This window comes from Glutamicibacter sp. M10 (assembly GCF_025452055.1).
Lineage (GTDB): Bacteria > Actinomycetota > Actinomycetes > Actinomycetales > Micrococcaceae > Glutamicibacter.
The window spans coordinates 2591996-2615052 of the sequence record NZ_CP104918.1; the positions used below are offsets into that span (position 1 = coordinate 2591996).

The 23057-nt window shown below is 51.8% G+C and carries 23 protein-coding genes and 2 pseudogenes; 4 read left to right on the top strand and 21 right to left on the bottom strand.

The window, feature by feature from the left end; translation table 11 throughout:
- Positions 1–301 precede the first annotated feature (301 nt).
- From N6V40_RS17365 to N6V40_RS12745, 8 genes are all read right to left on the bottom strand, one after another.
- Entirely contained in the window at positions 302–862 is a 561-nt protein-coding gene (locus tag N6V40_RS17365) for a glycosyltransferase family 2 protein (RefSeq protein ID WP_315973680.1), read from the bottom strand.
- Complete coding sequence (locus N6V40_RS17370) at positions 787–1053, bottom strand: glycosyltransferase (protein ID WP_315973681.1); 267 nt, start codon at positions 1051–1053, stop codon at positions 787–789. The genes N6V40_RS17365 and N6V40_RS17370 overlap by 76 nt, the downstream gene beginning before the upstream one ends.
- Positions 966–1190 (bottom strand): glycosyltransferase family 2 protein, encoded by a 225-nt coding sequence (locus N6V40_RS17375; RefSeq protein ID WP_315973682.1) that lies wholly within the window; start codon positions 1188–1190, stop codon positions 966–968. Before N6V40_RS17375 ends, N6V40_RS17370 begins: the two co-directional genes overlap by 88 nt.
- Before the next feature lie 44 nt (positions 1191–1234).
- Positions 1235–2056, bottom strand: a complete 822-nt coding sequence (locus N6V40_RS12725) for a CDP-alcohol phosphatidyltransferase family protein (protein ID WP_262197897.1) — start codon at positions 2054–2056, stop codon at positions 1235–1237.
- The gene (locus N6V40_RS12730; protein ID WP_262197898.1) at positions 2053–3090 is read right to left on the bottom strand and encodes a glycosyltransferase family 2 protein; all 1038 of its coding nucleotides are present in this window, start codon (positions 3088–3090) and stop codon (positions 2053–2055) included. Before N6V40_RS12730 ends, N6V40_RS12725 begins: the two co-directional genes overlap by 4 nt.
- 7 nt (positions 3091–3097) lie before the next feature.
- Positions 3098–3817, bottom strand: coding sequence for an ABC transporter ATP-binding protein (locus N6V40_RS12735; RefSeq protein WP_131089755.1), 720 nt, complete (start codon positions 3815–3817; stop codon positions 3098–3100).
- A gap of 148 nt (positions 3818–3965) precedes the next feature.
- Positions 3966–4814 carry an ABC transporter permease gene (locus N6V40_RS12740; RefSeq protein WP_262197899.1) on the bottom strand — a complete coding sequence of 283 codons (849 nt, stop codon included), beginning with the start codon at positions 4812–4814 and terminating at the stop codon, positions 3966–3968.
- 134 nt (positions 4815–4948) lie between these two features.
- Positions 4949–5788: an LCP family protein gene (locus N6V40_RS12745; protein ID WP_262197900.1), complete on the bottom strand. Its 840-nt coding sequence runs from the start codon at positions 5786–5788 to the stop codon at positions 4949–4951.
- Positions 5789–6478: 690 nt separating this feature from the next.
- Between N6V40_RS12745 and N6V40_RS12750 the strand changes: the two genes are divergently transcribed.
- On the top strand, positions 6479–7192 hold the full coding sequence (locus N6V40_RS12750; protein WP_262197901.1) for an SGNH/GDSL hydrolase family protein: 714 nt from the start codon (positions 6479–6481) through the stop codon (positions 7190–7192).
- Positions 7193–7397: 205 nt separating this feature from the next.
- On the opposite strand, the gene galU is transcribed toward N6V40_RS12750, so the two are convergent.
- A complete protein-coding gene (galU, locus tag N6V40_RS12755; protein WP_131088035.1) occupies positions 7398–8297 on the bottom strand; it encodes a UTP--glucose-1-phosphate uridylyltransferase GalU in 900 nt (299 codons plus the stop codon).
- A 92-nt stretch (positions 8298–8389) separates the two neighbouring features.
- Positions 8390–8857, bottom strand: a complete 468-nt coding sequence (coaD, locus tag N6V40_RS12760) for a pantetheine-phosphate adenylyltransferase (protein ID WP_131088034.1) — start codon at positions 8855–8857, stop codon at positions 8390–8392.
- Between the two features lie 112 nt (positions 8858–8969).
- On the opposite strand from coaD, the gene N6V40_RS12765 reads away from it, so the two are divergent.
- Both N6V40_RS12765 and N6V40_RS12770 read left to right on the top strand, forming a co-directional pair.
- Positions 8970–10181, top strand: a complete 1212-nt coding sequence (locus N6V40_RS12765; protein ID WP_262197902.1) for an aminotransferase class I/II-fold pyridoxal phosphate-dependent enzyme — start codon at positions 8970–8972, stop codon at positions 10179–10181.
- Positions 10178–10957 (top strand): spermidine synthase, encoded by a 780-nt coding sequence (locus N6V40_RS12770; RefSeq protein WP_262197903.1) that lies wholly within the window; start codon positions 10178–10180, stop codon positions 10955–10957. Before N6V40_RS12765 ends, N6V40_RS12770 begins: the two co-directional genes overlap by 4 nt.
- Here the strand turns inward: N6V40_RS12770 and rsmD are convergent.
- The 5 genes and pseudogenes from rsmD to N6V40_RS12790 all read right to left on the bottom strand — a co-directional run bounded on the left by rsmD (position 10934) and on the right by N6V40_RS12790 (position 15749).
- A complete protein-coding gene (gene rsmD / locus N6V40_RS12775) occupies positions 10934–11518 on the bottom strand; it encodes a 16S rRNA (guanine(966)-N(2))-methyltransferase RsmD (protein ID WP_262197904.1) in 585 nt (194 codons plus the stop codon). The genes N6V40_RS12770 and rsmD overlap by 24 nt on opposite strands.
- A gap of 18 nt (positions 11519–11536) precedes the next feature.
- Positions 11537–13726 carry an ATP-dependent DNA helicase RecG gene (locus N6V40_RS12780; protein WP_262197905.1) on the bottom strand — a complete coding sequence of 730 codons (2190 nt, stop codon included), beginning with the start codon at positions 13724–13726 and terminating at the stop codon, positions 11537–11539.
- Complete coding sequence (locus tag N6V40_RS17750; protein ID WP_396268662.1) at positions 13716–14084, bottom strand: fatty acid kinase subunit FakA-related protein; 369 nt, start codon at positions 14082–14084, stop codon at positions 13716–13718. Before N6V40_RS17750 ends, N6V40_RS12780 begins: the two co-directional genes overlap by 11 nt.
- A gap of 33 nt (positions 14085–14117) precedes the next feature.
- Positions 14118–14683, bottom strand: a pseudogene (locus N6V40_RS17755) (DAK2 domain-containing protein); the annotation flags it as partial.
- 22 nt (positions 14684–14705) lie between these two features.
- Positions 14706–15749 (bottom strand): LCP family protein, encoded by a 1044-nt coding sequence (locus N6V40_RS12790; RefSeq protein ID WP_131088028.1) that lies wholly within the window; start codon positions 15747–15749, stop codon positions 14706–14708.
- A 135-nt stretch (positions 15750–15884) separates the two neighbouring features.
- Here N6V40_RS12790 and N6V40_RS12795 point away from each other — a divergent pair, with 135 nt between their 5' ends.
- Positions 15885–16337 (top strand): DUF3515 family protein, encoded by a 453-nt coding sequence (locus N6V40_RS12795; protein WP_262197906.1) that lies wholly within the window; start codon positions 15885–15887, stop codon positions 16335–16337.
- A gap of 78 nt (positions 16338–16415) precedes the next feature.
- Here N6V40_RS12795 and N6V40_RS12800 read toward each other — a convergent pair whose 3' ends face one another.
- The 6 genes and pseudogenes from N6V40_RS12800 to leuC form a co-directional block, all read right to left on the bottom strand.
- Positions 16416–17528 carry a D-alanine--D-alanine ligase family protein gene (locus tag N6V40_RS12800; protein WP_262197907.1) on the bottom strand — a complete coding sequence of 371 codons (1113 nt, stop codon included), beginning with the start codon at positions 17526–17528 and terminating at the stop codon, positions 16416–16418.
- A complete protein-coding gene (locus tag N6V40_RS12805) occupies positions 17528–18562 on the bottom strand; it encodes an NAD(P)H-dependent glycerol-3-phosphate dehydrogenase (protein WP_262197908.1) in 1035 nt (344 codons plus the stop codon). Before N6V40_RS12805 ends, N6V40_RS12800 begins: the two co-directional genes overlap by 1 nt.
- 33 nt (positions 18563–18595) lie before the next feature.
- Positions 18596–19278: pseudogene (locus N6V40_RS12810) on the bottom strand (lysophospholipid acyltransferase family protein).
- 98 nt (positions 19279–19376) lie between these two features.
- A complete protein-coding gene (murA, locus tag N6V40_RS12815) occupies positions 19377–20696 on the bottom strand; it encodes a UDP-N-acetylglucosamine 1-carboxyvinyltransferase (protein WP_131088023.1) in 1320 nt (439 codons plus the stop codon).
- Between the two features lie 256 nt (positions 20697–20952).
- On the bottom strand, positions 20953–21558 hold the full coding sequence (gene leuD, locus N6V40_RS12820; RefSeq protein ID WP_262197909.1) for a 3-isopropylmalate dehydratase small subunit: 606 nt from the start codon (positions 21556–21558) through the stop codon (positions 20953–20955).
- 14 nt (positions 21559–21572) lie between these two features.
- Positions 21573–23012: a 3-isopropylmalate dehydratase large subunit gene (leuC, locus tag N6V40_RS12825; RefSeq protein ID WP_262199741.1), complete on the bottom strand. Its 1440-nt coding sequence runs from the start codon at positions 23010–23012 to the stop codon at positions 21573–21575.
- Positions 23013–23057 lie beyond the last annotated feature (45 nt).

Here is a 23057-nt window from a genome sequence, read left to right on the forward strand (position 1 = left end):
GCGGCGTTGCTGGTCGACCATACAAGAACCTTTTCCCAGAACGGATCAGGGAGACTACGGCTTAGCCGCCCTCTCCACCCGTGGATTCCCAAATTTCACACCGTCCAGCAGTCGTAAGTAACACGCATGAAAATCAGTTCCATGCTTCGTTCAAAAACATCTTACCGCTTGTTCATCCAAAGTTTGAACAGCACAGTGAGAAACATCGTACCAACAGGATAGAATGCGGCTTCGTTTCTTGAGGGTAAATAAAAGTGACTCTTTAGCGCCATGATGCCATAATTCCAGCTGCTGAGTTGTGTTAGATAATCGGCGGTCGCCCAGAAAGGGTCATCCTCAGCAAAGTAATCCAGCGAAGCTTTGCCCGCGGTTCCTTGTACCACGGGCTGCCTTTCCAGCCTGCCTTCCAGCCAGCCAGATACTGCTTGACTGCGTTTGGCTTGTCTCGCATGCGAAGGCATTCGATCAGCATCCATGTGGTCGGGTAGATAAAGCTGAAGGGAGCTGGCAGGTTTCGGCGAGCAAGCCACACCCGGTTACGCGCATTAAGACGGTAGAACTCTTCGTGCCTTCGTGGGTCAACTACTGGATGGGCGATACGCATATCGCCTGCGTACCAGACGTAGGTTCCGGTATCCCAAATACGCCATGCCAGTTCAATGCCTTCGTGGGCGTACCAGAATCCGCCGGCCCATCCGCCGGTGAGGTCGAATAGCACGCGAGTCGTGACCAAGCAAGTTTCGCCAACGTGGAATACTCGGCTCGGTTCTTCAGCAGTGCGCTTCTTTAGACGTGGAATCCAACGGGTTGGATCTTGATCACTGTGCTCCGGATCAGTAATTCGCGGCTGAAGAAGACCCATGCGTGGATACTTTTGAATCGCTGCACAGCAGCAATCAGAAAATCATCATCTAAGAACCAGGAGTCATCATCCAGGAAGCAAAGATACTCGCCCTCAACTTGTCCTACTCCTGCGTTCCTACCGGCAGGAATTCCCAAGTTCTCCGGTAAAAGTGAGTCTTGATGCCTGCAGGTATATCGGTCGGGTCCCAACCGTTTCCCACGACTACGGCATCAATGGTGACGTCTGACTGCGACAACAATGAGTCAAGAGCCCGACGTAGCTCGACCGGACGGTTGCCCATGGTCAGTACGACAACACCGATTGTTGGAGCCAATCGCTTTTCCATGCACTCCCTTTTCCGTTTATTCGAATTGATACTGCGTCCAAGCTCTAAGCCTTCAAACGCGACGACACCATGTTTGATAGGAAATGGCCAATATTCACCAGCACACATGCCGGTAGCAGGATCCAAATCATCCACTTTTCAGCTAGACCCGGAGCTCCAGCTAGAGCGGAAATAATGGAGCAAACCAGAATGAGCAAGCTTAGTTCCACGGCGTGCAATAGACGGTGGAACGGAAGGAAGCGTGCAAGCGAGCGCAGGCGGCCAATCAAAGTGGTCGTTGAAACAGCTCGTGCTTCGGCAGTATCTGGCAATTTAGTTAGACCCGCCATGCCACGCGCAGCATGAACCATAAGCGACTGCGAACGGTTCAGGACCAGCAAGACCGACAGGCAAGCCCCCATAAATAAGGTCGGCCAGGCTTGTTCAGTGAGCATGCCATCAGCGGACAGCTCCTTGAACACTCGATAACCCAAGGCAATGGGAATCAATGCCTCGGTGGTGTGGTGACCCACCATGTCGATGAAAATTCCACGTGGAGATTGTGAAGCGCGCCAGCGGGCTACCTCACCATCTGAACAGTCAAAGTACAACTGCACTTGGGACAGCACTACAGCAAGTACGGGCCCCCAGATGCCTGGGATCAACAGTGCCAAAGACATGCACCAACCAGCCAGAATCATCAAACCGGTCACGCCGTTGGCTGTGATTCGAGTTCTTACCAAAACTGCGGTCAGATAAATTGAGATGTGTCGCAAATACAGTTCAGCAGTCCAGTGCTCCGCATTTTTCCTTGCTTTGACCTCCGGCGGCTGGCAAACAGCGCGGAGTTGCTCAAGCGTTGGATTTTTTGGGCGTTGAACGCTCACTTAACACGACCCTTATCCAAGGTACCTGCGGCACCAAAAATACGGCCCTTCAGATAACCAGCAGCCCACGGAAGGTGAATGGATTGGAAAGCCGCAGCAGTCAGAAGTTTTTCTTTTAAGTTCTCACCCTTGGATGCTAATCCAGCTGCCACCGTGGCCGCCGCATAAACCATGGGCGCAGAGGCAGCAAGGTTTACGAGCGATTGCACCGGACGTGAAACACGTCCGCGCGTCAACGGCGCGAGGATCAACGCAACGGATCCAATGCCCACACCGGCCAACAGTAATGGCGGGATGTCATGTCGCAATGATTTCCCCTCCGGGAATCTGCGCGCAATCTCTCCACGCCAAGTTCCTGAGGCAAAGGACTGGCGTGCTAATGCCACGAAATTATCTCGTGGGTAATATCCAACTTTGAGTTCCGGATCAAACCAAACTTTGTGTCCCGCCTGGCGGATACGCAAACACAGTTCCCAGTCCTGAGCTCGCCACATGTTTTCGTCGTAGAAACCAACTTCATCAAATACTTCGCGTCGGAAGATTCCCAAGTAAGCAGACTCGGCTTCACCCTCAGGCGCACCGGAATGGTATGCCGGTCCCCCAAAACCAAATTTGGAGTGGTACGCCGCTGCAATAGCGCGTTGTACAGGGGTTTTTCCTCGCGCGTCCATCAGCCCGCCAACGTCGTGGGCGCCCACGCGATAAAGCGTTTCTACACCCCGACTCGTGTAATTGGCGGGAAGCTCACTATGCGCGTCAACACGCATAATGATGGGATGAGATGATTTTCTGATAGCTAAGTTCAGAGCAATCGGCGTACGTCCGAGCGGATTGTCGACCAAGATCAGCCGAGGATCCGAGGCCGCTAATCGCTGCGCAACTTCATCGGTATCATCGGTGCTTGGACCCAGAGCAATAATCAGCTCTTTATCACCGTCATAATCCTGGGTCAGAATTGAACCGACTGCTTCTTCTAGATAATCAGCTTCATTCAGCACTGGCATGACGTACGATACGCCGGGAAGTTCAGTCATTCGTCTCTTACTTCTTATGTTGCTGGTAGGCCTTGATCACAGTGTCCGGGTCGCCATCCATCTTCTGGACGCCTTTTTCAATCCAGATGCAGCGGTTGCAAGTTTCTTTAATGGAATTCATCGAGTGAGACACCAAGAACACGGTTCCGGCGTTCTCGCGGATCTCACGGATCTTGGCTTCGCTTCGCTTTCGGAACTTAGCGTCACCAACGGCCAAGGCCTCATCAACGATGAGAATGTCGTGTTCTTTGGACGCAGCGATTGCAAACTTCAGACGAGCGGCCATACCTGAGGAATACGTTCGCATTGGAAGATCAATAAACTCTTCCAACTCTGCAAACTTAGTGATTTCCTCACGCATCTGCTCAACCTGCTCACGGTTGTACCCCAGAGCCAAACCACCCAAAGTGATGTTCTTGTCTCCGGAAAGATCCGGGATTAGTGCTGCTCCAACGCCAAGCAGACTTGGACGAGAGCGAGCATACACAGAACCTTCGGCAGGCGGAGTTAGCCCTGTGATGGCACGCAGCAGAGTTGACTTACCGGAACCGTTGGAACCGATAATTCCGATGGACTCGTTTTCATACGCAACGAAAGAAATACCTTTCAACGCGTGTACGGTCCTAACTCCACGCATCTTTGGCTGAAGGAGCTTACGAGCGCCAGCGTTGCCCACGGCTTTACCACTGGAAAACACTTGGTACTTCACGTGGAGGTTATCGACCATCACGACAGGCTTGCGCAATTCATCGATCTTCAACGCAGAAGGCTTAATGTCCTCTGGTTTCACGACGTCTATGAAAGACGTGTCATCCGAAAAAATTGGGGCAGGCTCATACTCTGGATGCAATCCAGGGTTGATCAGATCATCAAAACTAATTGGCACGGCCGTAACGCTCCTCAGCCTTCCAGAAGTAAACAAGTCCAACGGTCAGGACTACGACCGCCCAAACGCTGAGGACAAGCCAGCTCATAGGATTGTACTCAGCGTCATTCATGATCATTGCTCGGGCAAGATGTAGTGTCTGATACAGAGGGTGGTAATCGAAAACGGTCACCAGCCACGGCCAGCTATTGAGAATTCGATCGACGCTGAAAAGAACGCCTGAAGTGTAGAAGAGCATACGCGTCACCAACGGCAGGATTTGGGTAAAATCCCGAACGTGCACAGTTATTCGTGCACAGATTAAAGCAATACCTATATTGAAGATTGTGAATAGCGCAATCAACGGAATGATCCCAAACCACGTCCATTTTGGAGTGGTTCCCAGAATCATCGCGTAGATGAACATAACTGCGACCATAGGCATCAGCGTCAGCAAATTTTGGGTAATCTGAGCTATCGGAAGGCTCAATCTAGGGAACGAGAGCGACTGCACTAACGCTTGATTGCCGGTTATTGATTTAGCACCACCGTTCATCGAGCTGGTGAAGAACTCAAAAAGAAAAACACCGATAACCACGTAGACCGGGAAATCTGGCCCCTTCTTGTCCCCTTGCAAAATACCAAAAATCACGCCATACATCAGAGCGTTCAGCGTTGGCTTGAGAACAACCCAAATCATTCCGAGGCGATTCTGTTGGTTCTGTTTCTGAACCCGAGCCTTCGCTAACTCATAAATGAATTCGCGGCGCTCCCAAGTTTGCCTCAGATAGTCGCCCAGTGGCGGACGCGCACCTACTCGGTGCAGGCCGAACTTGTCGGCCTCCTCTGCAACTGTCATCCCCAAAAGTCCTCATTCTCGAAGCTAACTGTGGCTCAGTTCGTAAGCACAGATGTTCAAAGTCTAGTAGATAGGATCAGTGAACCTCGTGATTCGACTTGACTATCAGCCGTTTTGTCACGCCGATCACAAGATTATTCGCTCTCTGGTGGATTTTCCTTGAGATACTCCGCCAGGTCATCCGTACGTAAGGCCTCACCTATTTGGGCGACGGCCTGCTCACTGGCAAGCTCGATAGATTGACCTTGGGCATCGACCGAACTTCCCGCGGTAGGCATTGTAAACATAGCCATATTCCTTGTATCCACGTTCTTTAGCTGCATTCCAAGGCCAACCAAGGTTGCTGCATCAAAATCTTCATCAAAGGTTAGGTAAGGCGAAACGGTGTCCACAATGTCGTAAAGCTTGACTGGATTCGTCAGCGTATCCGAAGACAAGAGCTTGTTGGCGGCCGAGGCAATGAATTTTCGCTGGTTGACTACGCGCTGATAATCACCGTTAGAGAACGACTTACGTTCTCTAACAAATCGAAGGGCCCTGTCTCCTTCTAGGGCAACTGTGCCCTTTGGATAGAAGTAGTCCGTGTCATTTGCGGTAAAAGGAATGTCGTTTTCCACGCTCACTCCCCCGAGCGCGGTCGAGAGCTCTTTGAAACCTTCAAAATCGACCATGGCGACATGGTCAATTTTTGCATCAAACATACCTTCTACAGTCTGCATTAGAAGCGGAACACCACCCAATGAAACTGCGGCATTGAGCTTGTTCTGACCATGCCCGGGAATATCCACATACATGTCTCGAACCATGGACATGACGTAAATCTGCGAACGGTCTTCCGGAATATGCACAAGCATCATTGAGTCACTACGCTGCTCGACAGCACCGCTCAAAGCAGCTGATCCGTCACTGTCATCATCGGCATGATCCACGCCAAGCATTAAGACGTTCATCGACTTATCTTCAGGATCCTTCACGGGACGGGCCTGCTGGTCTGCATCCGAAAAAGCCAAAGACAGCGAATTAGATTTTGAGTTGAACTGTCGTTGAAGATCAAAGACGTAGTAACCGGCTCCGAGCACACAAACCAACATCACTGCAACGACAGCGAAGAAGACACTTCTAGTTCGTTTCTTCTTTTTCCGTTCAACCGCTTTGCGCGTACTACGTGACGCAAAACCCGACGACTCAGGAACTTCTTTTTCAAACCAACTCCACGGGGATGACACACACCGAAGCAAACCAACGATCCGCGAGACTTCGCGCAAGCAAACACAATACCGACGCTAGTTGTGTTTACCCTGAGCAAAATCAGCCGATGCGCTCGTGATAATTACCACGACTAATCCACGAAATCAGAGAATAAGCCGATCAATATTGCTTTGATACGTCACTGATCTATCGAATTAATCAAGAACTGAAGTTATTGAAAAGAAAGTCCAATACGGATGTTTGGGTGAGTCAACAAGAACAAACCTGCAGAATCAGACTCCCATGGAGCGAATCCAACACTTCTCAAAGTGCGATGCATGTTACCAGATCTCCAAGCTGACCGACACCCAGTATTCACACTCCACCGATAAACTAAGTCCTGCCGTCAAGAAGTAAGAGAATCGTCTTTGTGGGAGTGCCGAGTGCCTGACCACCCCAGCACCGATAGGAAATCCGTGGGTCGCAAGCTATCAATCGGACTAATCATATTAATCGTTCTTGCCGTAGGAGCAATTCCGGTAATTCGAAGCGTCACCACCTCTTCAGATCAGGCCAATGAGTCACTGCCAAGTACCGATCCGCAACAGACCACCACGATCAACACTTACGACCGTGTGCTGTTTGCGGGCGATTCCATCACCGTCGGTCGTGATGCTCAGGAACTGCCCAAGAGCTTTCGTGAACTTGTTGAGCAAAAGCTCAGCAGCGGAGGAACGAATTCAATAACGACCATTGCCAAGTCCGGTGCGAAGTTAAAGTACGTCGCCGAGCGCAAGGAACTGCCCTCAAAAGTCGACCTGGCGATCGTTGAGCTGGGGACCAACGACATAAGGGGACGCACACCGGCCCAAGTGTTCAAGCGTGAATATCAGGCATACTTGAAAAAGATCAAAGCCAGCTCGCCAAAGGTAAAACTGGTTTGTCTAGGCGTGTGGCATGATTCAAAATCAAAGAATACTCAAGCACTAGATCGCATCATTCGCGAATCATGCCTGCAAAACGGTGGCACTTATATTCAAATCTCCGACATCTTTGATCAGCCAGCCAATCGTGGGCCTGCCGGCGCCGTCACTTGGAAAGGGAAGTCAGACGCATTCCATCCAAATAATTTGGGTCATCAGGCCATCGCGAAAAGGCTTAGCCGCGAACTGGGGCTGCAGGCCAAATAAGATTTGGGGTTAGGCGACCCATTCCGTTCTGGTATCTCTAGTGGCAATTCAGCTTCACGATGGACACATTTCAGCACCAGATCAGCTGAACCTTTGGATTCCACGAAGTTGAAACCTGAACCCTCAAAATCGAAGTGGCGACCTAGATTTTTCTAGGTCGCCGCTTTTATAGCGTCTATGCCATCCGGAACAGGCCGGGAGCTCTCTAGTCGTCGAGTCCTGCTACAAAGTCCTTCAGCCAGGTCTTGAGTCCTGCGCCGAGATCTTCGTGGTCTACTGCCAGAGTGATATTTGCCTGAAGGTAGCTCAGCTTGTCACCAGTGTCGTAACGGCGTCCACGGAACACAACAGCGTGCACACCAGCGCCCTCTCCTTCTGCAGCAGCAAGAACTTGAAGAGCGTCAGTCAGCTGAATCTCGTTGCCTCGTCCTGGAGCGGTGTGCTCAAGTACTTCAAACACACGTGGGTGAAGAAGATAACGTCCAATAATCGCCAAGTTGCTTGGTGCTTCGTCCACTGCCGGCTTTTCAACAAGCCCGTTGACCTTGACGTATTCTTCGCCTTCAACGACTGATACGTCGGCGCAACCGTATGCGCTAATCTGCTCTGGCTCAACTTCCATCAAAGCAATCACAGAACCACCGGTTTTTTGCTGAACTTCAGCCATCACCGAAAGCAACTCGTCACGCTCATCGATCAGGTCATCACCAAGCAAGACAGCGAATGGTTCATTACCGACGTGCTGCTTAGCGCACAAGACTGCATGGCCGAGCCCCTTTGGGTCACCCTGACGGACATAGTGAATGTCGCCCAAGTGAGTTGCTTCGTGAATTGCAGCAAGTTTTTTCTTGTCGCCCTTAGCCTCTAGCGAGTACTCCAACGATGGAACACGGTCAAAGTGATCCTCAAGAGCCCGCTTACTACGGCCGGTAACCATCAAAAGGTCGGTGAAGCCAGCCTTTACAGCTTCCGAGACAACGTACTGGATAGCTGGCTTATCGACAACTGGCAGCATCTCCTTTGGCATTGCCTTGGTTGCTGGCAAGAAGCGAGTACCCAAACCTGCGGCTGGGATTACTGCTTTAGTGATGACTCGTGGATTCATTTTAGAAATACCGTCCGAAAAAGTGAGAGTGATCTTTCAAGACCCTAATCTTATATCTACCCTGTGTAATTACCAATTGCGTTAAGCATCAGCTATTCAAGGAGCCGTTTTTTGACTGAACGAGGGAAGTACTCGTCAACGTCTCCACCCAGTGCTTGAACTTCCTTCAAAAGTGAAGAAGACAGATGAGTGAAACGAGTATCTGCCTGCAGGAACACCGTCTCGACGCCAGTTAAGTGTCGATTCATGGTCGCCATTGGGATCTCATATGCGTAATCCACAGTGCTACGAAGTCCTTTGACTATGGCCTCGGCACCGTTTTCCTTGCAGAAATCAGCTAGGAGCCCCTGTCCCATCGGGACAGCTGTTACGCCGCGCAACCCACCGACGGTCTCTTCAACCATTGCTACGCGCTCGTCTTCACTAAACCGATACTTCTTGGAATAGTTCGTAGATACAGCAACGATCACCTCGTCGAAAAGGCTTGCCGCACGCGCAATGATTTCAACGTGACCATTGTGGATTGGGTCAAAGGATCCGGGGCATACTGCTCTTCGCATGAACTGAATCTATCAAGAACTCAGCTCAATTGTTGGTTCTAAGGTAAATGTCATGCAACCATTTGTTGACTAAATTGCCAACAAACCATTGCAAGGCACTCATAATGAACCTATGGGTATTTCAATGACTCCTTGGCAACGTACAGCGCACGGGGCGAATCTTCTGGACTCTGCCGGTCAACCCGGAGTGACGATCTTTGAAGAGATCACCGCACTCGCCAACAAACATAATGCAATCAACTTAGGTCAAGGTTTCCCGGATACTGAAGGTCCGGAGGAAGTCCGCCAAATTGCTATAGATTCCATAATGGGCGGGGCCAATCAGTATGCGCCGGGATCCGGAACCCTGCAGCTCAGAGAGGCAATCTCAGAGCATCAGAACCGCTTCTATTCGTTGAAGATCGATCCACTATCCGAAGTAGTTGTAACGACTGGTGCAACCGAGGCCATCGCCGCGGCGCTACTGGCTTTCATAGAACCAGGCGACGAAGTAGTAACTTTCGAGCCGTTTTACGACTCTTATGCGGCCATGATCGGCTTGACGAATGCGCAGCATAGGGTAGTCCCGCTGCGGGCTCCCGCGTATGAACCCGACCTAGATGATCTTCGCAGTGTAGTCACGGACCAAACTCGAATCATTCTTATCAATAACCCACACAATCCTACGGGTGCGGTATTTTCACTCACTGTTCTCAATGAGATCATTGCCTTGGCTCATCAGCACAACTGCATCATCGTCTCCGATGAAGTCTATGAACATCTCACCTTTGGTACGAAGCATGTTCCGATTGCAAGCCTGCCTGGCGGTTTTGAACGAACGCTCACGATCTCGTCTTCCGGTAAATCATTTTCTTTCACGGGTTGGAAAGTCGGCTGGGCCACTGGTCCTAAAGAACTGATCGCGGCGCTTCGAACAGTCAAGCAGTTCCTCACCTACTCCTCAGGCCCAGCTTTTCAGCCAGCAATTGCCCAAGCTTTACAGCTACCAGTTCCATTCTTTGAAAGATTCGCCGCGACACTAGAGGAAAGCGCAATAGCGTTGTCCCGAGGGCTGGAGGCGGCTGGCATCCCTGTCATCAGGCCCAAGGGCACATACTTCCTTGTGGCAGACATTAATCAATTTAAGCGCAAGGATGCCGTGGAGGTAGCACGATTGATGCCTGAACAAGTCGGTGTCGCTGCGATACCGTTGTCAGTGTTTGTGCGCCCCGAAAACATGAAGCACTATCAAGGCTTCTTACGATTCGCTTTCTGCAAACAACCCCAGGTGATCGCCGCTGCAGTAGAAAAGCTCCAGCACCTACCAGAGGTATTAAACCGATGAGCAAAACAGCAAAACGTTGGCTTGGATTCGTTCAAGAGCACGCAACAATTTATGATGACGATTTGATCCCAGGATCAAAAATACTGGCCATCGGTGATGCTCCGCAGTCGCATGTGAACTTGGCGCACCCTGAAGAGGTCTTCTACGAATATCTTGCCCGCATTGCTAATCATTTGCAGGTGCTGCGCACCCCGGATAAACCGCTCAAGATGCTCCATCTGGGTGCAGGAGCTCTAACGCTGGCCCGGTGGGCCAGCGTTGTCTACCCTTCTAGTACCCATGTTGCAGTCGAAATTGAGCGTGAGCTACTGGACTTTGTCCTAACTCAATTGCCGCTACCTGCACAATGCCAGCTGCGACCAATTGTCGCCGATGCAAGATCGGTCTTGAGCGATCAACTAGCAAATGAAAAATTTGATGTCATAGTTCTGGACATCTTCTCTGGTCCGGAAGCTCCCGGACACCTGACTACAGCTGACTACTACTCAGAACTTCTTAATTCCTTGTCTGAGGGCGGACTACTATTCGTTAACATTGGCGATGATCCCCCGTTGAACTTTGCGAAGTCTCAAGTCGTTGTAGCTCAGTCTGTCTTTAGATTTGTGATGCTCAGTTCTAGCCCCGAGATGTTTACGCAACGCTATCCGGGAAACTTGATCCTCACCGCCATGCAGAGCCCATTACCCGAAGACATGGTTGAGCGATGCCAAGCAGCCGGGCCATATCCTTCAGAGGTGCGGCACTCGCTGGACCTAGACCGGTTCAGCAAACCATAGGTGCGTTTCTCCGTATTTTTTATCTGAGAAATTCTCTAGGCCCTCGGGCCAGGTTGGTTCGGGTGAACGAGCCGAGCGTTCGATAACAACTGTCGCGTCATCAGCCAGAATCTTGGATATCTTGCCCAAAGTAACCGTTAGCTCTTCTTCGGTCAGCGGGTAAGGAGGATCTAAAACGACAAGGTCGAATGTTCGGTTCGGCAGACCCGTACTGCTTGACACGAAACTGTCTAGAACTGAATCAACAGAACCTCGATGCACAGCAACCACCGATGCCTTTAGCGCCTTGTTAACCATGGACGCATTTTGCTGGCAAACACTCGCTGCCTTAGGCGCTTTTTCAACAAGCACAACTTGGCGTGCGCCCCGGCTTGCCGATTCAATGCCAAGAGCGCCCGACCCTGCAAATAGGTCCAGAACGCGTGCACCAGAAAGCACGTCCCAGCTCTCTAAGCGGGAAAACAGTGCTTCCTTGACTCGATCCGTAGTTGGTCGCGTCGCATCTCCGGGTACTGACTTCAACGGATTTCCGCCCGCTGCACCGGCAATAATACGGCTCATTCCAGCCTCAATCTTTAGTTAGTTCTTATTCAAAAATTCTTGAGATGACTCGTCCACCCAGGAACCAGCCATCTTCAGCAGTTCTGGGTATTTGTTTTGCCACTCGGATACATTCATCAGCGCCTCAACATTGGCCCTGGCCTGCTCAATGAGCTTACGGTCCTTGATAATGCTTAGCTCTTTCAAGGCTGACCTACTTCCGGACTGCTGCGCACCGAGAATATTGCCTTCCCGACGTTCAGCCAAGTCCGCTTCAGCCAATTCAAATCCATCCATGGTGGACTCGATTGTTTTCAGTCGCCCCACCGAAGGATGGTCAGCATCCAGCCATGTAGTCATCAGGCACGTTCCCTGCAAGCCGCCACGACCAACACGTCCGCGAAGCTGGTGTAGCTGTGAGATTCCGAATCGTTCAGCGTCCATGATCACCATGAGAGTCGCGTTGTGGACGTCAACGCCAACCTCGATGACCGTCGTGGAAACTAAAACATCGATGTTGCCCCCTGCGAATGAGTCCATAACATCTTGCTTGTCCTCTGAGTCCAATTGCGAGTGCAATGCTTCGACCCGTACGTTAGAGAAACTTGGCATGCCGGCCAGTAGCTCCATCATGGCTTCAACGCTCATGGTTTGGCCCGATGATTCTTCATATGTCGATAGAAGTACACCTTGTTCTGCAGCGGTGTCAGTGATCCTAGGGCACACAACATACACTTGGTGCCCCTGACTCACTTCTTCCGTAATTTTCGAGAACAACCGTTCCCGGAAACTGGTCAGTTGCATTGGCACAATATGCGTTTGAATGGGCGCACGTCCAGCTGGCAAACGCTTGATGGTAGAGATGTCTAGATCCCCAAATACTGTCATCGCGACGGTACGTGGAATTGGAGTGGCCGTCATGACCAAAGTGTGTGGAACCGCGTCACCAGACTTGGCTCGCAACGCATCGCGTTGCTCAACGCCAAATCTGTGTTGCTCGTCAACAACGACAAGCCCGAGTTCGGCAAACTGCACCTGGTCGCTAAGCAAGGCATGGGTACCGATAATCAAGCCGATCTCGCCACTGGCGATGCCCAACAGGGCTTGTCGTCGTTGTGCCGTTTTTGCAGAACCGGTCAGAAGAGCTACGCCAGCCCCCTCGCCTTCACCGAATAGTCCTGGGTCTGCAAGCCCGCCCAACATCTTAGTAATGGACGCAAAGTGCTGAGCGGCCAAAACTTCCGTTGGCGCTAAGAGGGCGGCTTGTCCCCCACCATCAATGACTTGGAGAATTGCCCTCAATGCGACGATCGTTTTACCGGAGCCCACTTCACCCTGTAAAAGACGGTGCATTGGATGTGGTTGGGAAAGATCAGACGCAAGCTGATCCCCTACTTGTAGCTGGTCTTCGGTCAAGGTAAAAGGCAATTGCGCTTCAAACTTGTCAGCCAGCTTCCCGGACTGACGCGGACGCGCAACGGCGTGCTGGGCACCGAGCTGACGACTACGTTCAGCGAGGGTCAGCTGCAATACAAATGCTTCTTCATAGGCAAAACGTTGACGGGCAACGTACGCGTGCTTCACCTCGCGTGGCGCATGTCGCTGCAGGTACGCCTGGAAACGCTGGGGGTAATGATTTGATCCAAGAAGGTCATTAGGGAGAAATTCAGGAAGGTTCTCTTCGGTGACGTGTGGGAGAAGCAGCCCTATCAAATCTCGTATCCGTTTATTGGGCATCTTTGCCGATGCCGGATAGATAGGAATTGGTCGAGGGTCCGCTTGGGAGGCTTCGTCCAATACTGCGTAGTCTGGTTGGCTGAGTTGTAAGTGGTCTTGATACCAACCAACTTTTCCACTGAACATCGCGATAGTACCGACAGTCAGATCCGTGCGCGCTTGATAACCATTAAAGAAAGTCATCTTCAGTTCTTGTCCGCCAGAGCTCAGCTCATCACTAACCGTAACTTCATAGATGAAGCCTCGGCGTGAGTGCATCTGACGTTGGCTAACGTTGACAACCTGAGCGACCACGGTGACGTGTTCATCAAATGGCAACTCAGCGATAGGGGTCAGCTCACCGACTTCAACATATCGACGCGGAAAGTGCCACAGCAATTCCCCTACTGTTGTATATCCAAAAGCCTTTTCCAGTGCCGTGGCGTTCTTGTCGCCAAGGTAGGTGGAAAGTTCTGAAGCCTCAAATGAAACCAGGGTCTGTTCAGTCATCATTCGTGCACAAGTCGGTGACGCTGACATTTACGGGATCGCCGTATTTCCCAATTAGTTCTATGGCTGGCTCTGCTTCAGGAACATGGACATGGACTCGCCAACGATAGGTATCTTCTTCCAATTGGTTCACCGGCGACATGATCACCGAATTGCCCATGGCGTCTAGCTGACCACGCAACGTGGCCGCACCCAAGGCATCTAAGGAAACGGTGCACATGACTTCAACCCCGGACTCGGTTTCTCGATTCAGGTGAACATGCGGATCCTGAACCCTGTAGCCATGGAATGATTCATAAGATTCAAAATCAGTGACGTCATTACGGATCGCTGCACAGAGCTCATCAATGATGATCAGCATTCCCACTGCTCCGGCATCAACAACTCCGGCCTCAAGCAGTGGTTCCAATTCCGTTTCCGTACCCTTGACCGCTAGCTGCGCCGCCTGAGTCATTTGGGTCAACAGTGCGTCTAATGCAGCACGGCTTTCGAGATCAGTCTTGATGTGCGAAAGAGTCGATCCGGCAGCTAGAGCTATCGCATTAATTACCGAAAGCATGGTGCCTTCAACCGGTTCACTCAATGCCGACCATGAGCGTATCTTTGCCCGCTCCAATCCCAGAGCGAGCAGAGGTGCGGTCAGCCGTTCGTGGCCAGTCCATGGTTCACTGAGGCCGCTAAGAAAGACGGCAAAAGGGTTCCTGAGTTACCGCGGGCGGACTCCATGGACGCGCGCGCAGCAACTTCAAGAAAACCACCGATATCGTCACTTTTCAGTTCACTAACTGCATCGTGCCCAGCCCGTGCGGTGAGGTAGAGATTGCTCCCGGTATCCCCGTCTGCGACTGGAAAGACGTTGATGGCATTAAGTCGATCAGAGTGGTTCCCGAGACTCTTGACGCTCCGCGCAAGCCATACATGAATTGCGCGCACGGAGGTATCGAGCTTTTGGGGAGTCATGGATTCCTAGTCCTTAGTTGAACTATTTAGATAGATCAGTGGTGTTCACGAACTCAGAAACTTTATCGTCCTGAAGCGCTTGACCAAACTTATCAATGGCTGCCATGTCTGGAACCACGATTGACTGACCATCTGCGGATCGACCGGTGCCACTATTTGGAAGGGTGAAGAATTCCATGTCGCTCTGACGGATGTTGAGCATGGAAGATGCATATGAAGCTACCTGAGCAGAATCAAGCGAATCATCAACAGCAATGTATGGGGCAATCTGTCCCACAGCGTCTGACACCTTTGCAGGGTTAGTCAGGGTGTCTTTAGACATGATCTGACCAAGCAGGGCCTTGACGAACAGCTGCTGGTTCTTGACGCGCTGGTAGTCGCTCTCGGGGAACGCGTGGCGTTCACGAACGAACGCTAACGCCTGATCACCGTTAAGGGTCTGAACACCTTCAGGGAAATTATTGCCCTTGAAAGATGTTGAATTGAATGCACGTGGATTGTTGATGGTCACGCCACCAACGGCATCAGTGAGTCCCTTGAATCCTTCAAAGTCAATTGACGCAACGTGATTGATGCGAACACCGAATAGACCTTCGAGGGTTTCAACTGCTTTGGAGACACCACCATGGGCGAAGGCCGCATTAACCTTTGCTTCACCTACACCTGGGATGTTCAACCAGGTATCACGCATGATGGAGGTGACGAAAATATTCTTGTGATCCGAAGGGATATGAACCAGCATCATCGTGTCGGAACGACCGCCATTTGGCAGTGTGCCAAAGTCTTCGCTGTCTTCAGACGCGTCTCGCGTGGCCCGAGTGTCTGTACCTAGCAGAAGAATATTGACTGCATCCTTGGACTCGTCCTTAACTTCAGGACGGGTGTCCTCGTTAGGGAAAGCATCCGCAATCTTGCCACTCTCAGAGTCGAATGTTCGCCCCAGATTCCAAAGGTAGCCGGCGGCTACAAGCGCCGCAATTGCGACCAAAACAAGAATACTCAGTACTATCGCGCGGCCAGTATGTTTTTTCTTTACTGGCTGACTCGCATGTGCATCGAAGGACATATGCTACCTTTCACAGTTTCATCTGAATACATCTTATCTGTCAGCGTAGGGATGTAGGCTTATGAAGTGTCTAAACTCAGTGTGAATTCCGAAGTGTCGCCGAAATGTTATGCAAATATAAAAAAATTTGCAGCCATGGCAGCAAGCGTAGTTGCACTTGCTTCTCTCACTGCTTGTTCATCGGTCGCCGCCGTTGATGCTGCACCTGACGCGGCCAATCCTGCGTGCGCAGAAATGATGGTAGCGCTACCTGATTTGATCGGGGACTCACAACGACGGTCCACAACTTCTCAAGCTACCTCAGCTTGGGGCGATCCTTCGCAAGTAGTACTGCGTTGCGGCGTGCAAGTTCCTACGCCTACTTCAGATCCGTGCGTATCAGTCAATGATGTTGATTGGGTTGCTCACGAAGATGAAAAGACAAAGATCTGGACACTGACCACCTACGGACGCACCCCTGCGACAGAAGTGGTGCTTGATCCGAACGTCATACCTTCCAGCACGGTGCTCGCTTCCCTTTCTGACGCGGCGGCCAAGATTCCAGCCCAAAAGGCGTGTGTTAGCGTCGATAAGGCAGAAAAGCTGTAGCCAAGAACCACTGAGCAATAACAAAGCGAGGAGACGAATCGTCTCCTCGCTTTGTTATTTGCAAATGCAGTATGTCGTTTAGCGCAGTCCTACGTTTCGTTCAGTCGCCAAAGCTATGAGCTCATTGATGAGCTCTGGATATTCAATACCAGTCTTGTCCCACATTTGTGGGTACATGCTTGACGGCGTAAAGCCCGGCATGGTGTTGATTTCATTGATGATCCACTCGCCCTCGGGCGTGTAGAAGAAATCAACGCGGGATAGACCTTCTGCGTCCAAAGAGTCAAAGGCTTTGACTGCAAGCTCGCGGATTTCTGTGGTGGCTTCATCACTCAGTTCAGCGGGGCAACTGAGCTGGGCTGCGGTGCCATCCACATATTTCGCTTCAAAGTCGTAGAAGGTGTGTCCGTTCGCTGCGACGGCAACTTCACCGGGCAACGAAGCTCGTGCGGCTGAACTACCGCGGCCTTCCAATACGCCACACTCAATTTCGCGACCAACGATGCCTTGCTCAACGATCACCTTTGGGTCTTCGGCCCGAGCGACATCGATTGCGGCGCGAAGTTCCGATGGGACATCCACCTTGGTGATACCCACAGAGGAACCTGCACGGGCAGGCTTTACGAACAGTGGGTACTGAAGATTCTGGCAACGTTCTAGAGCAGCTTCGCTATCACGCAGCCACTGCTTATTGGTGATGACCTCGTAAGGTCCAACGTTGAATCCGGCGCCTTCGAAAACAACCTTCATGAAGTGCTTATCCATGCCCATGGCACTGGCTGCAATTCCGGAGCCGACGTATGGAACGCCTGCAGTTTCCAGCATTCCCTGGATCGATCCATCTTCACCGAAAGGACCGTGAAGCAGTGGGAAGACCACATCGACTTCAGCAACCTCAGAAATGGTCGCGCCAGTCAATGACTGAAGAGATGTTGTATTGGTTTCAGGAGACAGCTGCACCGGGTGGTCAACGGAGGAGATCTCCGGCAGTTGGCCGGAGTCCAAAGCCCAGCCCTCTGGGTCTTTGTCCAGCAAGGTCCAGCCACCGTCACGAGTAATTCCCACTGGAATTACGTCAAACCGTTCACGATCAATGGCATGCATGACACCGGCTGCCGTTACACAAGATACGGAGTGCTCAGATGAACGACCGCCGAAAAGGAGCAGAACTCGGAGTTTACGATCGACCATTAGTGCTGTTCTCCTTCAGACTTCAATTCACGAGAAAGTAGACGTGCTGCCATGTTTTCAACACTTAGCGTACCTTCAAGAACCATGACTACTGCTTCAGTAATTGGCATTTCGACCTTGTGAGTCTGCGCCAGATCAAATACTGCACGTGCAGACTTGATGCCTTCAGCAGTCTGGGACATGCGGTCATTGACTTCTTCAAGGAAAAGTCCCTGCCCCAGCAAACGGCCCGCTGTGTTATTACGCGACAATGATGAGGAGCACGTTGCCACCAAGTCACCCAGGCCGGAGAGCCCTGCCAAAGTATCTAGTCGGCCACCGAGTGCGAGAACTAGACGAGTGGTTTCTGCCAAGCCGCGGGTGATGACAGTTGATTTTGTATTATCGCCCATGCCCATGCCGTCACACATTCCAACAGCGAGGGCAATGATGTTTTTGACGATTCCGCCAAGCTCCACGCCCAACACATCATCATTGGTGTAAGGACGGAAATATGGTGCTGAACAAAGTTCTGCAATCCACTCAGCAGTTTCTGAATCTGTGCAAGCTACAACCGAGGCAGTTGGCTGCTCACGGGCAATCTCCATTGCAAGGTTTGGACCTGAAAGCACGGCTACTTGTTCGGCAGGCAATCCAGTCACTTCCGAAATGACTTCGCTCATGCGTAGATCGGTGCCGCGTTCCAGACCCTTCATCAGCGAAAGCAAAACCACGCCAGGCGCAAAGTGTTCTTTGAACGCCTTCAGTTCCTGTCGCAACGACTGGGACGGGATGGCAAGAACCACCAAATCCGCATCCGTTAGCACTTCACGCTGATCTGAGGAAGCCGAGATGTTCGCCGGAAGCTTCGTTTCACGCAGATAGCGCGAATTGGTGTGGCGATCATTAATTTCTGCAGCTGCGTCGTCACGGCGAGCCCAGATTTGCACCGGGGTCCCCTTGTCCACAACGGAGTCGGCAAGCACTTTGGCGAAGGTGGTTCCCCAGCTACCGGCACCCATGACGGCAATTTTACGTGGAAGCGGCTTAGTCATTATCTGTCCTCTAGAAAGTGATGATGAAGTCGATTAGTTTTCTGGCTTTTCGAAACTACGCCCGGTCTGAGTTTGACCGTGTTCACTGGGATCCCAGCGAGTCGCCGGAGCTTCTTCTTGACGAAGTTCAGCCTGCAAACCGGTAATTGCATCCATGATGCGGTCCGTTGCTTCTTGGAGAACAGTGCGAGTCCGAGGACCGTCACGCAAATCATCAAGGTTTACCGGCGCACCAACAGCGACGGTCACGTGTTTGCGAGGGAACAGATACATCTTTTGGAATACCTGGGCAGTAATTCTTGGTCACCCCAGTGGGCCATGGGAACGACCGGTGCACCGGTCTGCAGCGCAAGACGCGCAGCACCGGTGCGACCGACCATTGGCCACAAATTTGGATCTCGGGTAAGGGTGCCTTCTGGGTAGATCACAATAACTCCCCCAGCGTCCAGAACTTTTTGCGCTGATTTCAGAGATTCACCAGCACTAGCTGAACTACGTGTCACCGGAACCTGACCGGTCTTCTTCAGGAACCAGCCAAGCAAAGGAACCTTAAACAAAGATTCCTTTGCCAGCCACCGTGGGAGCCTGCCGTTACTATAAATTGCGTGACCAACCACCAACGGATCGATTTCCGTCAAGTGATTAGGGCACACAATGTAGCCACCCTTTGGAAGAGAATCAAAGCCCTTCCATGACTTGCCTGTCATCACGTTCATGCCTGAACGGACAATTCCTGCCAAGACAGAAAACACAAGTTTGGTGCTAGCAGACTCTCCGGGAGCCAGGATCTTTACCACGTACGAGATCCCCTTAGTTAGTTGCTCAGCTCGACGTTTGCGCCCAGACCCTGAAGCTTGTCCATGAAGTGCTCGTAACCGCGGTTGATGATTTCAATCCCGGTCACACGGCTGGTACCTTCAGCTGCCAAAGCAGCGATCAGGTGCGAGAAGCCACCACGCAAGTCTGGAACGTCAATGTCTGCGCCGCTGAGTTTTGCAGGACCGACAACAACTGCAGAGTGCTTGAAGTTTCGCTGGCCAAACCGGCAAGGAGTGGAACCAAGGCAGTCAGTGTGCACCTGAACCGTAGAACCCATGCGCACCAATGCGTCGGTGAAACCGAAACGGTTTTCATAGACCGTCTCGTGAATTACCGAGACACCCTTAGCCTGGGTCAAAGCAACAACCAACGGCTGCTGCCAGTCGGTCATGAAGCCGGGGTGAACGTCGGTTTCGAGGATCAACGGATTCAGATCTCCACCTGGGTGGTAGAAACGAATGCCGTTGGACTTGACCTCGAACTCGCCACCAATCTGGCGGTATACGTGCAGGAATGCGGTCAGGTCACGCTGCTGCGCGTCCTGAACGAAAATATCACCCTTGGTCACCAGCGCTGCCGAAGCCCATGAAGCTGCCTCGTTGCGGTCTGGCAGGGAGGTGTGGTCAAAGCCGCTGAGCTTATCTACACCCTGAATACGGATCACACGGTCACGGTGTACAGAGATGATTGCGCCCATCTTCTGCAACAGCGAGATCAAATCTAGGATTTCTGGCTCAATAGCTGCGTTACTGACCTCGGTAACACCCTTAGCGCGAACCGCCGAAAGCAGTACCTGCTCGGTGGTACCAACGCTTGGGTACTGAAGGTTCAGCTTGGCGCCGGTAAGACCGTTTGGAGCCGAGATACGAATGCCATCAGGAGCCTTGTCTACGACTGCACCGAATTCGCGAAGAACTTCTAGATGGAAATCGATTGGACGGTCACCAATGCGGCAACCACCAAGGTCTGGAATGAAGGCTTCACCCAGTGCGTGGATCAGTGGGCCACAGAAAAGAATAGGAATACGTGAATCACCAGCGTGCGCATCAATTGCTTGATTCGACGCGGTCTTCACATTGGTTGGATCCAGCGAGAGGTCACCGGTGGTTGGGTCCTGATCAACCTTGACTCCGTGGATTTCAAGCAAGCTGCGTACTACAACGACATCTTTAATCTCCGGTACGTTTCGCAAAACCGAAGGAGTGTCACCGAGCAGAGCTGCAACCATGGCTTTTGGCACTAGGTTCTTAGCTCCGCCGACTCGTACGGTGCCCTTAAGTGGGACACCACCATGGATCGTCAAGATCTTACCCATGTATGAATTACCTCATCGCGTAGTCGTTATCGCCCGCCGAAGCTTTTGAGCTTTCGAACTGGCAGGACTTAGCAAGCATACCGCTTATCAGGCTGTTGATACGTTCAGGTCATCGTGTGGCGCACACATTGTGAGCATGCTTTCAGCCACGTCAGCCTTCTCGCACGGTATGTGCGTCCTTAAAGAAGGTAGGTCCGTTCTTCACCTATTTGAACAGATGAGAACGGACCTATTATTCCGCAATAGCGCGTGAGAATTATCCGGCGGTTTTAGCAGGCAGGGTTCTTGGCTTGTATCCTGGACGCGTGGCTTCATACGCCGTGATGGCGTCTTCCTGCTGCAAGGTCAGCCCGATGTCATCCAAACCTTCCATCAGGCGCCAGCGAGTGTAATCATCAATTTGGAATGGAGCAGAAATCGATCCACACTGAACCGTGCGTGCTTCAAGATCAACGCTCACTGTAGTGCCTGGATTATTCTCCAGTTCCTTCCAGATCAGCTCAATATCGCTTTGAGCAACCTCGGCAGCAACCAATCCCTGCTTGCCAGAGTTCCCACGGAAGATATCAGCAAATCGAGCTGAGATTACAGCTTTGAAGCCGTAGTCTTTCAGCGCCCATACTGCGTGCTCACGGGAAGAACCGGTACCGAAGTCCGGGCCTGCTACCAACACCGAACCTGCGTTGAACGGTTCCTTGTTCAGGATGAAGTTCTCGTCTCGGCGCCAGCCAGCAAACAAGGCATCCTCAAACCCAGTACGCGTAATACGCTTCAGATAAACGGCGGGGATGATCTGATCCGTGTCCACGTTGCTCTGACGCAGTGGGACACCAATGCCGGTATGAGTAAGAATCTTTTCCATGATGGTAATCCTTTCTAGACTGCGGCCGGAGTATTGGCCAGGTCGCTAGGTGAAGACAGGGTTCCGCGCACTGCGGTTGCAGCTGCAACCAGGGGTGACACCAAGTGGGTACGCCCACCCTTGCCCTGACGTCCTTCAAAGTTTCGGTTGGAGGTCGAAGCGCAACGCTCCCCTTCGTCCAACTGGTCTGGATTCATTCCCAGGCACATTGAGCAACCGGCGAAACGCCATTCTGCTCCAAAGTCTTTGAATATCTGATCCAAGCCTTCTGCTTCGGCTTCCAAGCGAACGCGAGCCGAACCAGGAACGACAATCATCCGCACGTTTGGATCTTTAACCTTGCCCTTGACTACTTCTGCAGCCGCTCGCAGATCTTCCATGCGGGAGTTTGTGCACGATCCTAAGAAGACTGTGTCAACACGAATGTCCTTCATTGGCGTTCCGCCAGTCAGGCCCATGTAGGTCAATGCGCGTTCGCAAGCCTTACGGTCATTCTCGTCTTCATAATCTTCCGGAGAAGGAACACTCTGCGAGAGCGAAACGCCTTGACCAGGGTTAGTACCCCAGGTGACAAACGACTCAAGTTCATCAGCATTCAGGAAGACTTCTGCGTCAAAGCTCGCGCCTTCATCAGAATGCAAGGTGTTCCAGTTGGCAACTGCTGCATCCCAGTCTTCGCCTTGTGGCGCGTGTGGACGTCCCTTGACGTATTCAAAAGTCGTTTCATCTGGAGCAATCATGCCAGCGCGAGCGCCAGCTTCAATTGACATGTTACAGATGGTCATACGTGCGTCCATGGACAGTGAACGAATTGCTGAACCGCGGTATTCAAGTACGTAACCTTGGCCGCCACCGGTACCGATCTTGGCAATAACAGCCAAGATAATATCCTTCGCGGTAACGCCCGGCTTCAGAGTGCCCTCGACGTTGATGGCCATGGTCTTAAAAGGCTTCAGGCTCAAAGACTGAGTAGCCATGACGTGTTCAACTTCGGAAGTTCCGATACCAAATGCCAAAGCGCCGAAGGCACCGTGGGTTGAGGTGTGAGAGTCTCCGCAAACAACAGTCATGCCAGGCTGGGTCAGCCCCAGCTGGGGGCCGACAACGTGAACGATTCCCTGTTCCTTGTCACCCAGCGAGTGCAGACGCACGCCGAACTCTTTACAGTTCTCGCGCAAGGTTTCAATCTGCGTACGGCTGGTGAGATCAGCAATAGGCTTATCGATTTCAAGCGTGGGAGTGTTGTGATCTTCTGTCGCAATGGTCAGATCTGGGCGACGAAGTTGACGTCCCGCTAAGCGCAAACCTTCAAAGGCCTGCGGGGAGGTCACCTCGTGTAATAGGTGGAGATCAATGTAGATCAAATCAGGCTGACGGGCTTCGCCGTTGCCTTCTCCATGGCGCACAACGTGTGCGTTCCAAACTTTTTCTGCCAATGTCTGGGGCGACTGCATGACGGACATGCGACACACTCCTCAAGCTACGTAATTGTGGTAGTT

What these genes read in the sequence shown, in the direction of transcription:
- N6V40_RS17365 (WP_315973680.1), bottom strand. Translation starts at nt 862, where the DNA reads ATGGGTCTTCTTCAGCCGCGAATTACTGATCCGGAGCACAGTGATCAA.
- N6V40_RS17375 (WP_315973682.1), bottom strand. Translation starts at nt 1,190, where the DNA reads ATGGAAAAGCGATTGGCTCCAACAATCGGTGTTGTCGTACTGACCATG.
- N6V40_RS12730 (WP_262197898.1), bottom strand. Translation starts at nt 3,090, where the DNA reads ATGACTGAACTTCCCGGCGTATCGTACGTCATGCCAGTGCTGAATGAA.
- N6V40_RS12735 (WP_131089755.1), bottom strand. Translation starts at nt 3,817, where the DNA reads ATGGTCGATAACCTCCACGTGAAGTACCAAGTGTTTTCCAGTGGTAAA.
- N6V40_RS12740 (WP_262197899.1), bottom strand. Translation starts at nt 4,814, where the DNA reads ATGACAGTTGCAGAGGAGGCCGACAAGTTCGGCCTGCACCGAGTAGGT.
- galU (WP_131088035.1), bottom strand. Translation starts at nt 8,297, where the DNA reads ATGAATCCACGAGTCATCACTAAAGCAGTAATCCCAGCCGCAGGTTTG.
- coaD (WP_131088034.1), bottom strand. Translation starts at nt 8,857, where the DNA reads ATGCGAAGAGCAGTATGCCCCGGATCCTTTGACCCAATCCACAATGGT.
- N6V40_RS12765 (WP_262197902.1), top strand. Translation starts at nt 8,970, where the DNA reads ATGGGTATTTCAATGACTCCTTGGCAACGTACAGCGCACGGGGCGAAT.
- N6V40_RS12770 (WP_262197903.1), top strand. Translation starts at nt 10,178, where the DNA reads ATGAGCAAAACAGCAAAACGTTGGCTTGGATTCGTTCAAGAGCACGCA.
- rsmD (WP_262197904.1), bottom strand. Translation starts at nt 11,518, where the DNA reads ATGAGCCGTATTATTGCCGGTGCAGCGGGCGGAAATCCGTTGAAGTCA.
- N6V40_RS12780 (WP_262197905.1), bottom strand. Translation starts at nt 13,726, where the DNA reads ATGATGACTGAACAGACCCTGGTTTCATTTGAGGCTTCAGAACTTTCC.
- N6V40_RS17750 (WP_396268662.1), bottom strand. Translation starts at nt 14,084, where the DNA reads ATGCTGATCATCATTGATGAGCTCTGTGCAGCGATCCGTAATGACGTC.
- N6V40_RS12790 (WP_131088028.1), bottom strand. Translation starts at nt 15,749, where the DNA reads ATGTCCTTCGATGCACATGCGAGTCAGCCAGTAAAGAAAAAACATACT.
- N6V40_RS12795 (WP_262197906.1), top strand. Translation starts at nt 15,885, where the DNA reads ATGGCAGCAAGCGTAGTTGCACTTGCTTCTCTCACTGCTTGTTCATCG.
- N6V40_RS12800 (WP_262197907.1), bottom strand. Translation starts at nt 17,528, where the DNA reads ATGGTCGATCGTAAACTCCGAGTTCTGCTCCTTTTCGGCGGTCGTTCA.
- N6V40_RS12805 (WP_262197908.1), bottom strand. Translation starts at nt 18,562, where the DNA reads ATGACTAAGCCGCTTCCACGTAAAATTGCCGTCATGGGTGCCGGTAGC.
- murA (WP_131088023.1), bottom strand. Translation starts at nt 20,696, where the DNA reads ATGGGTAAGATCTTGACGATCCATGGTGGTGTCCCACTTAAGGGCACC.
- leuD (WP_262197909.1), bottom strand. Translation starts at nt 21,558, where the DNA reads ATGGAAAAGATTCTTACTCATACCGGCATTGGTGTCCCACTGCGTCAG.
- leuC (WP_262199741.1), bottom strand. Translation starts at nt 23,012, where the DNA reads ATGCAGTCGCCCCAGACATTGGCAGAAAAAGTTTGGAACGCACACGTT.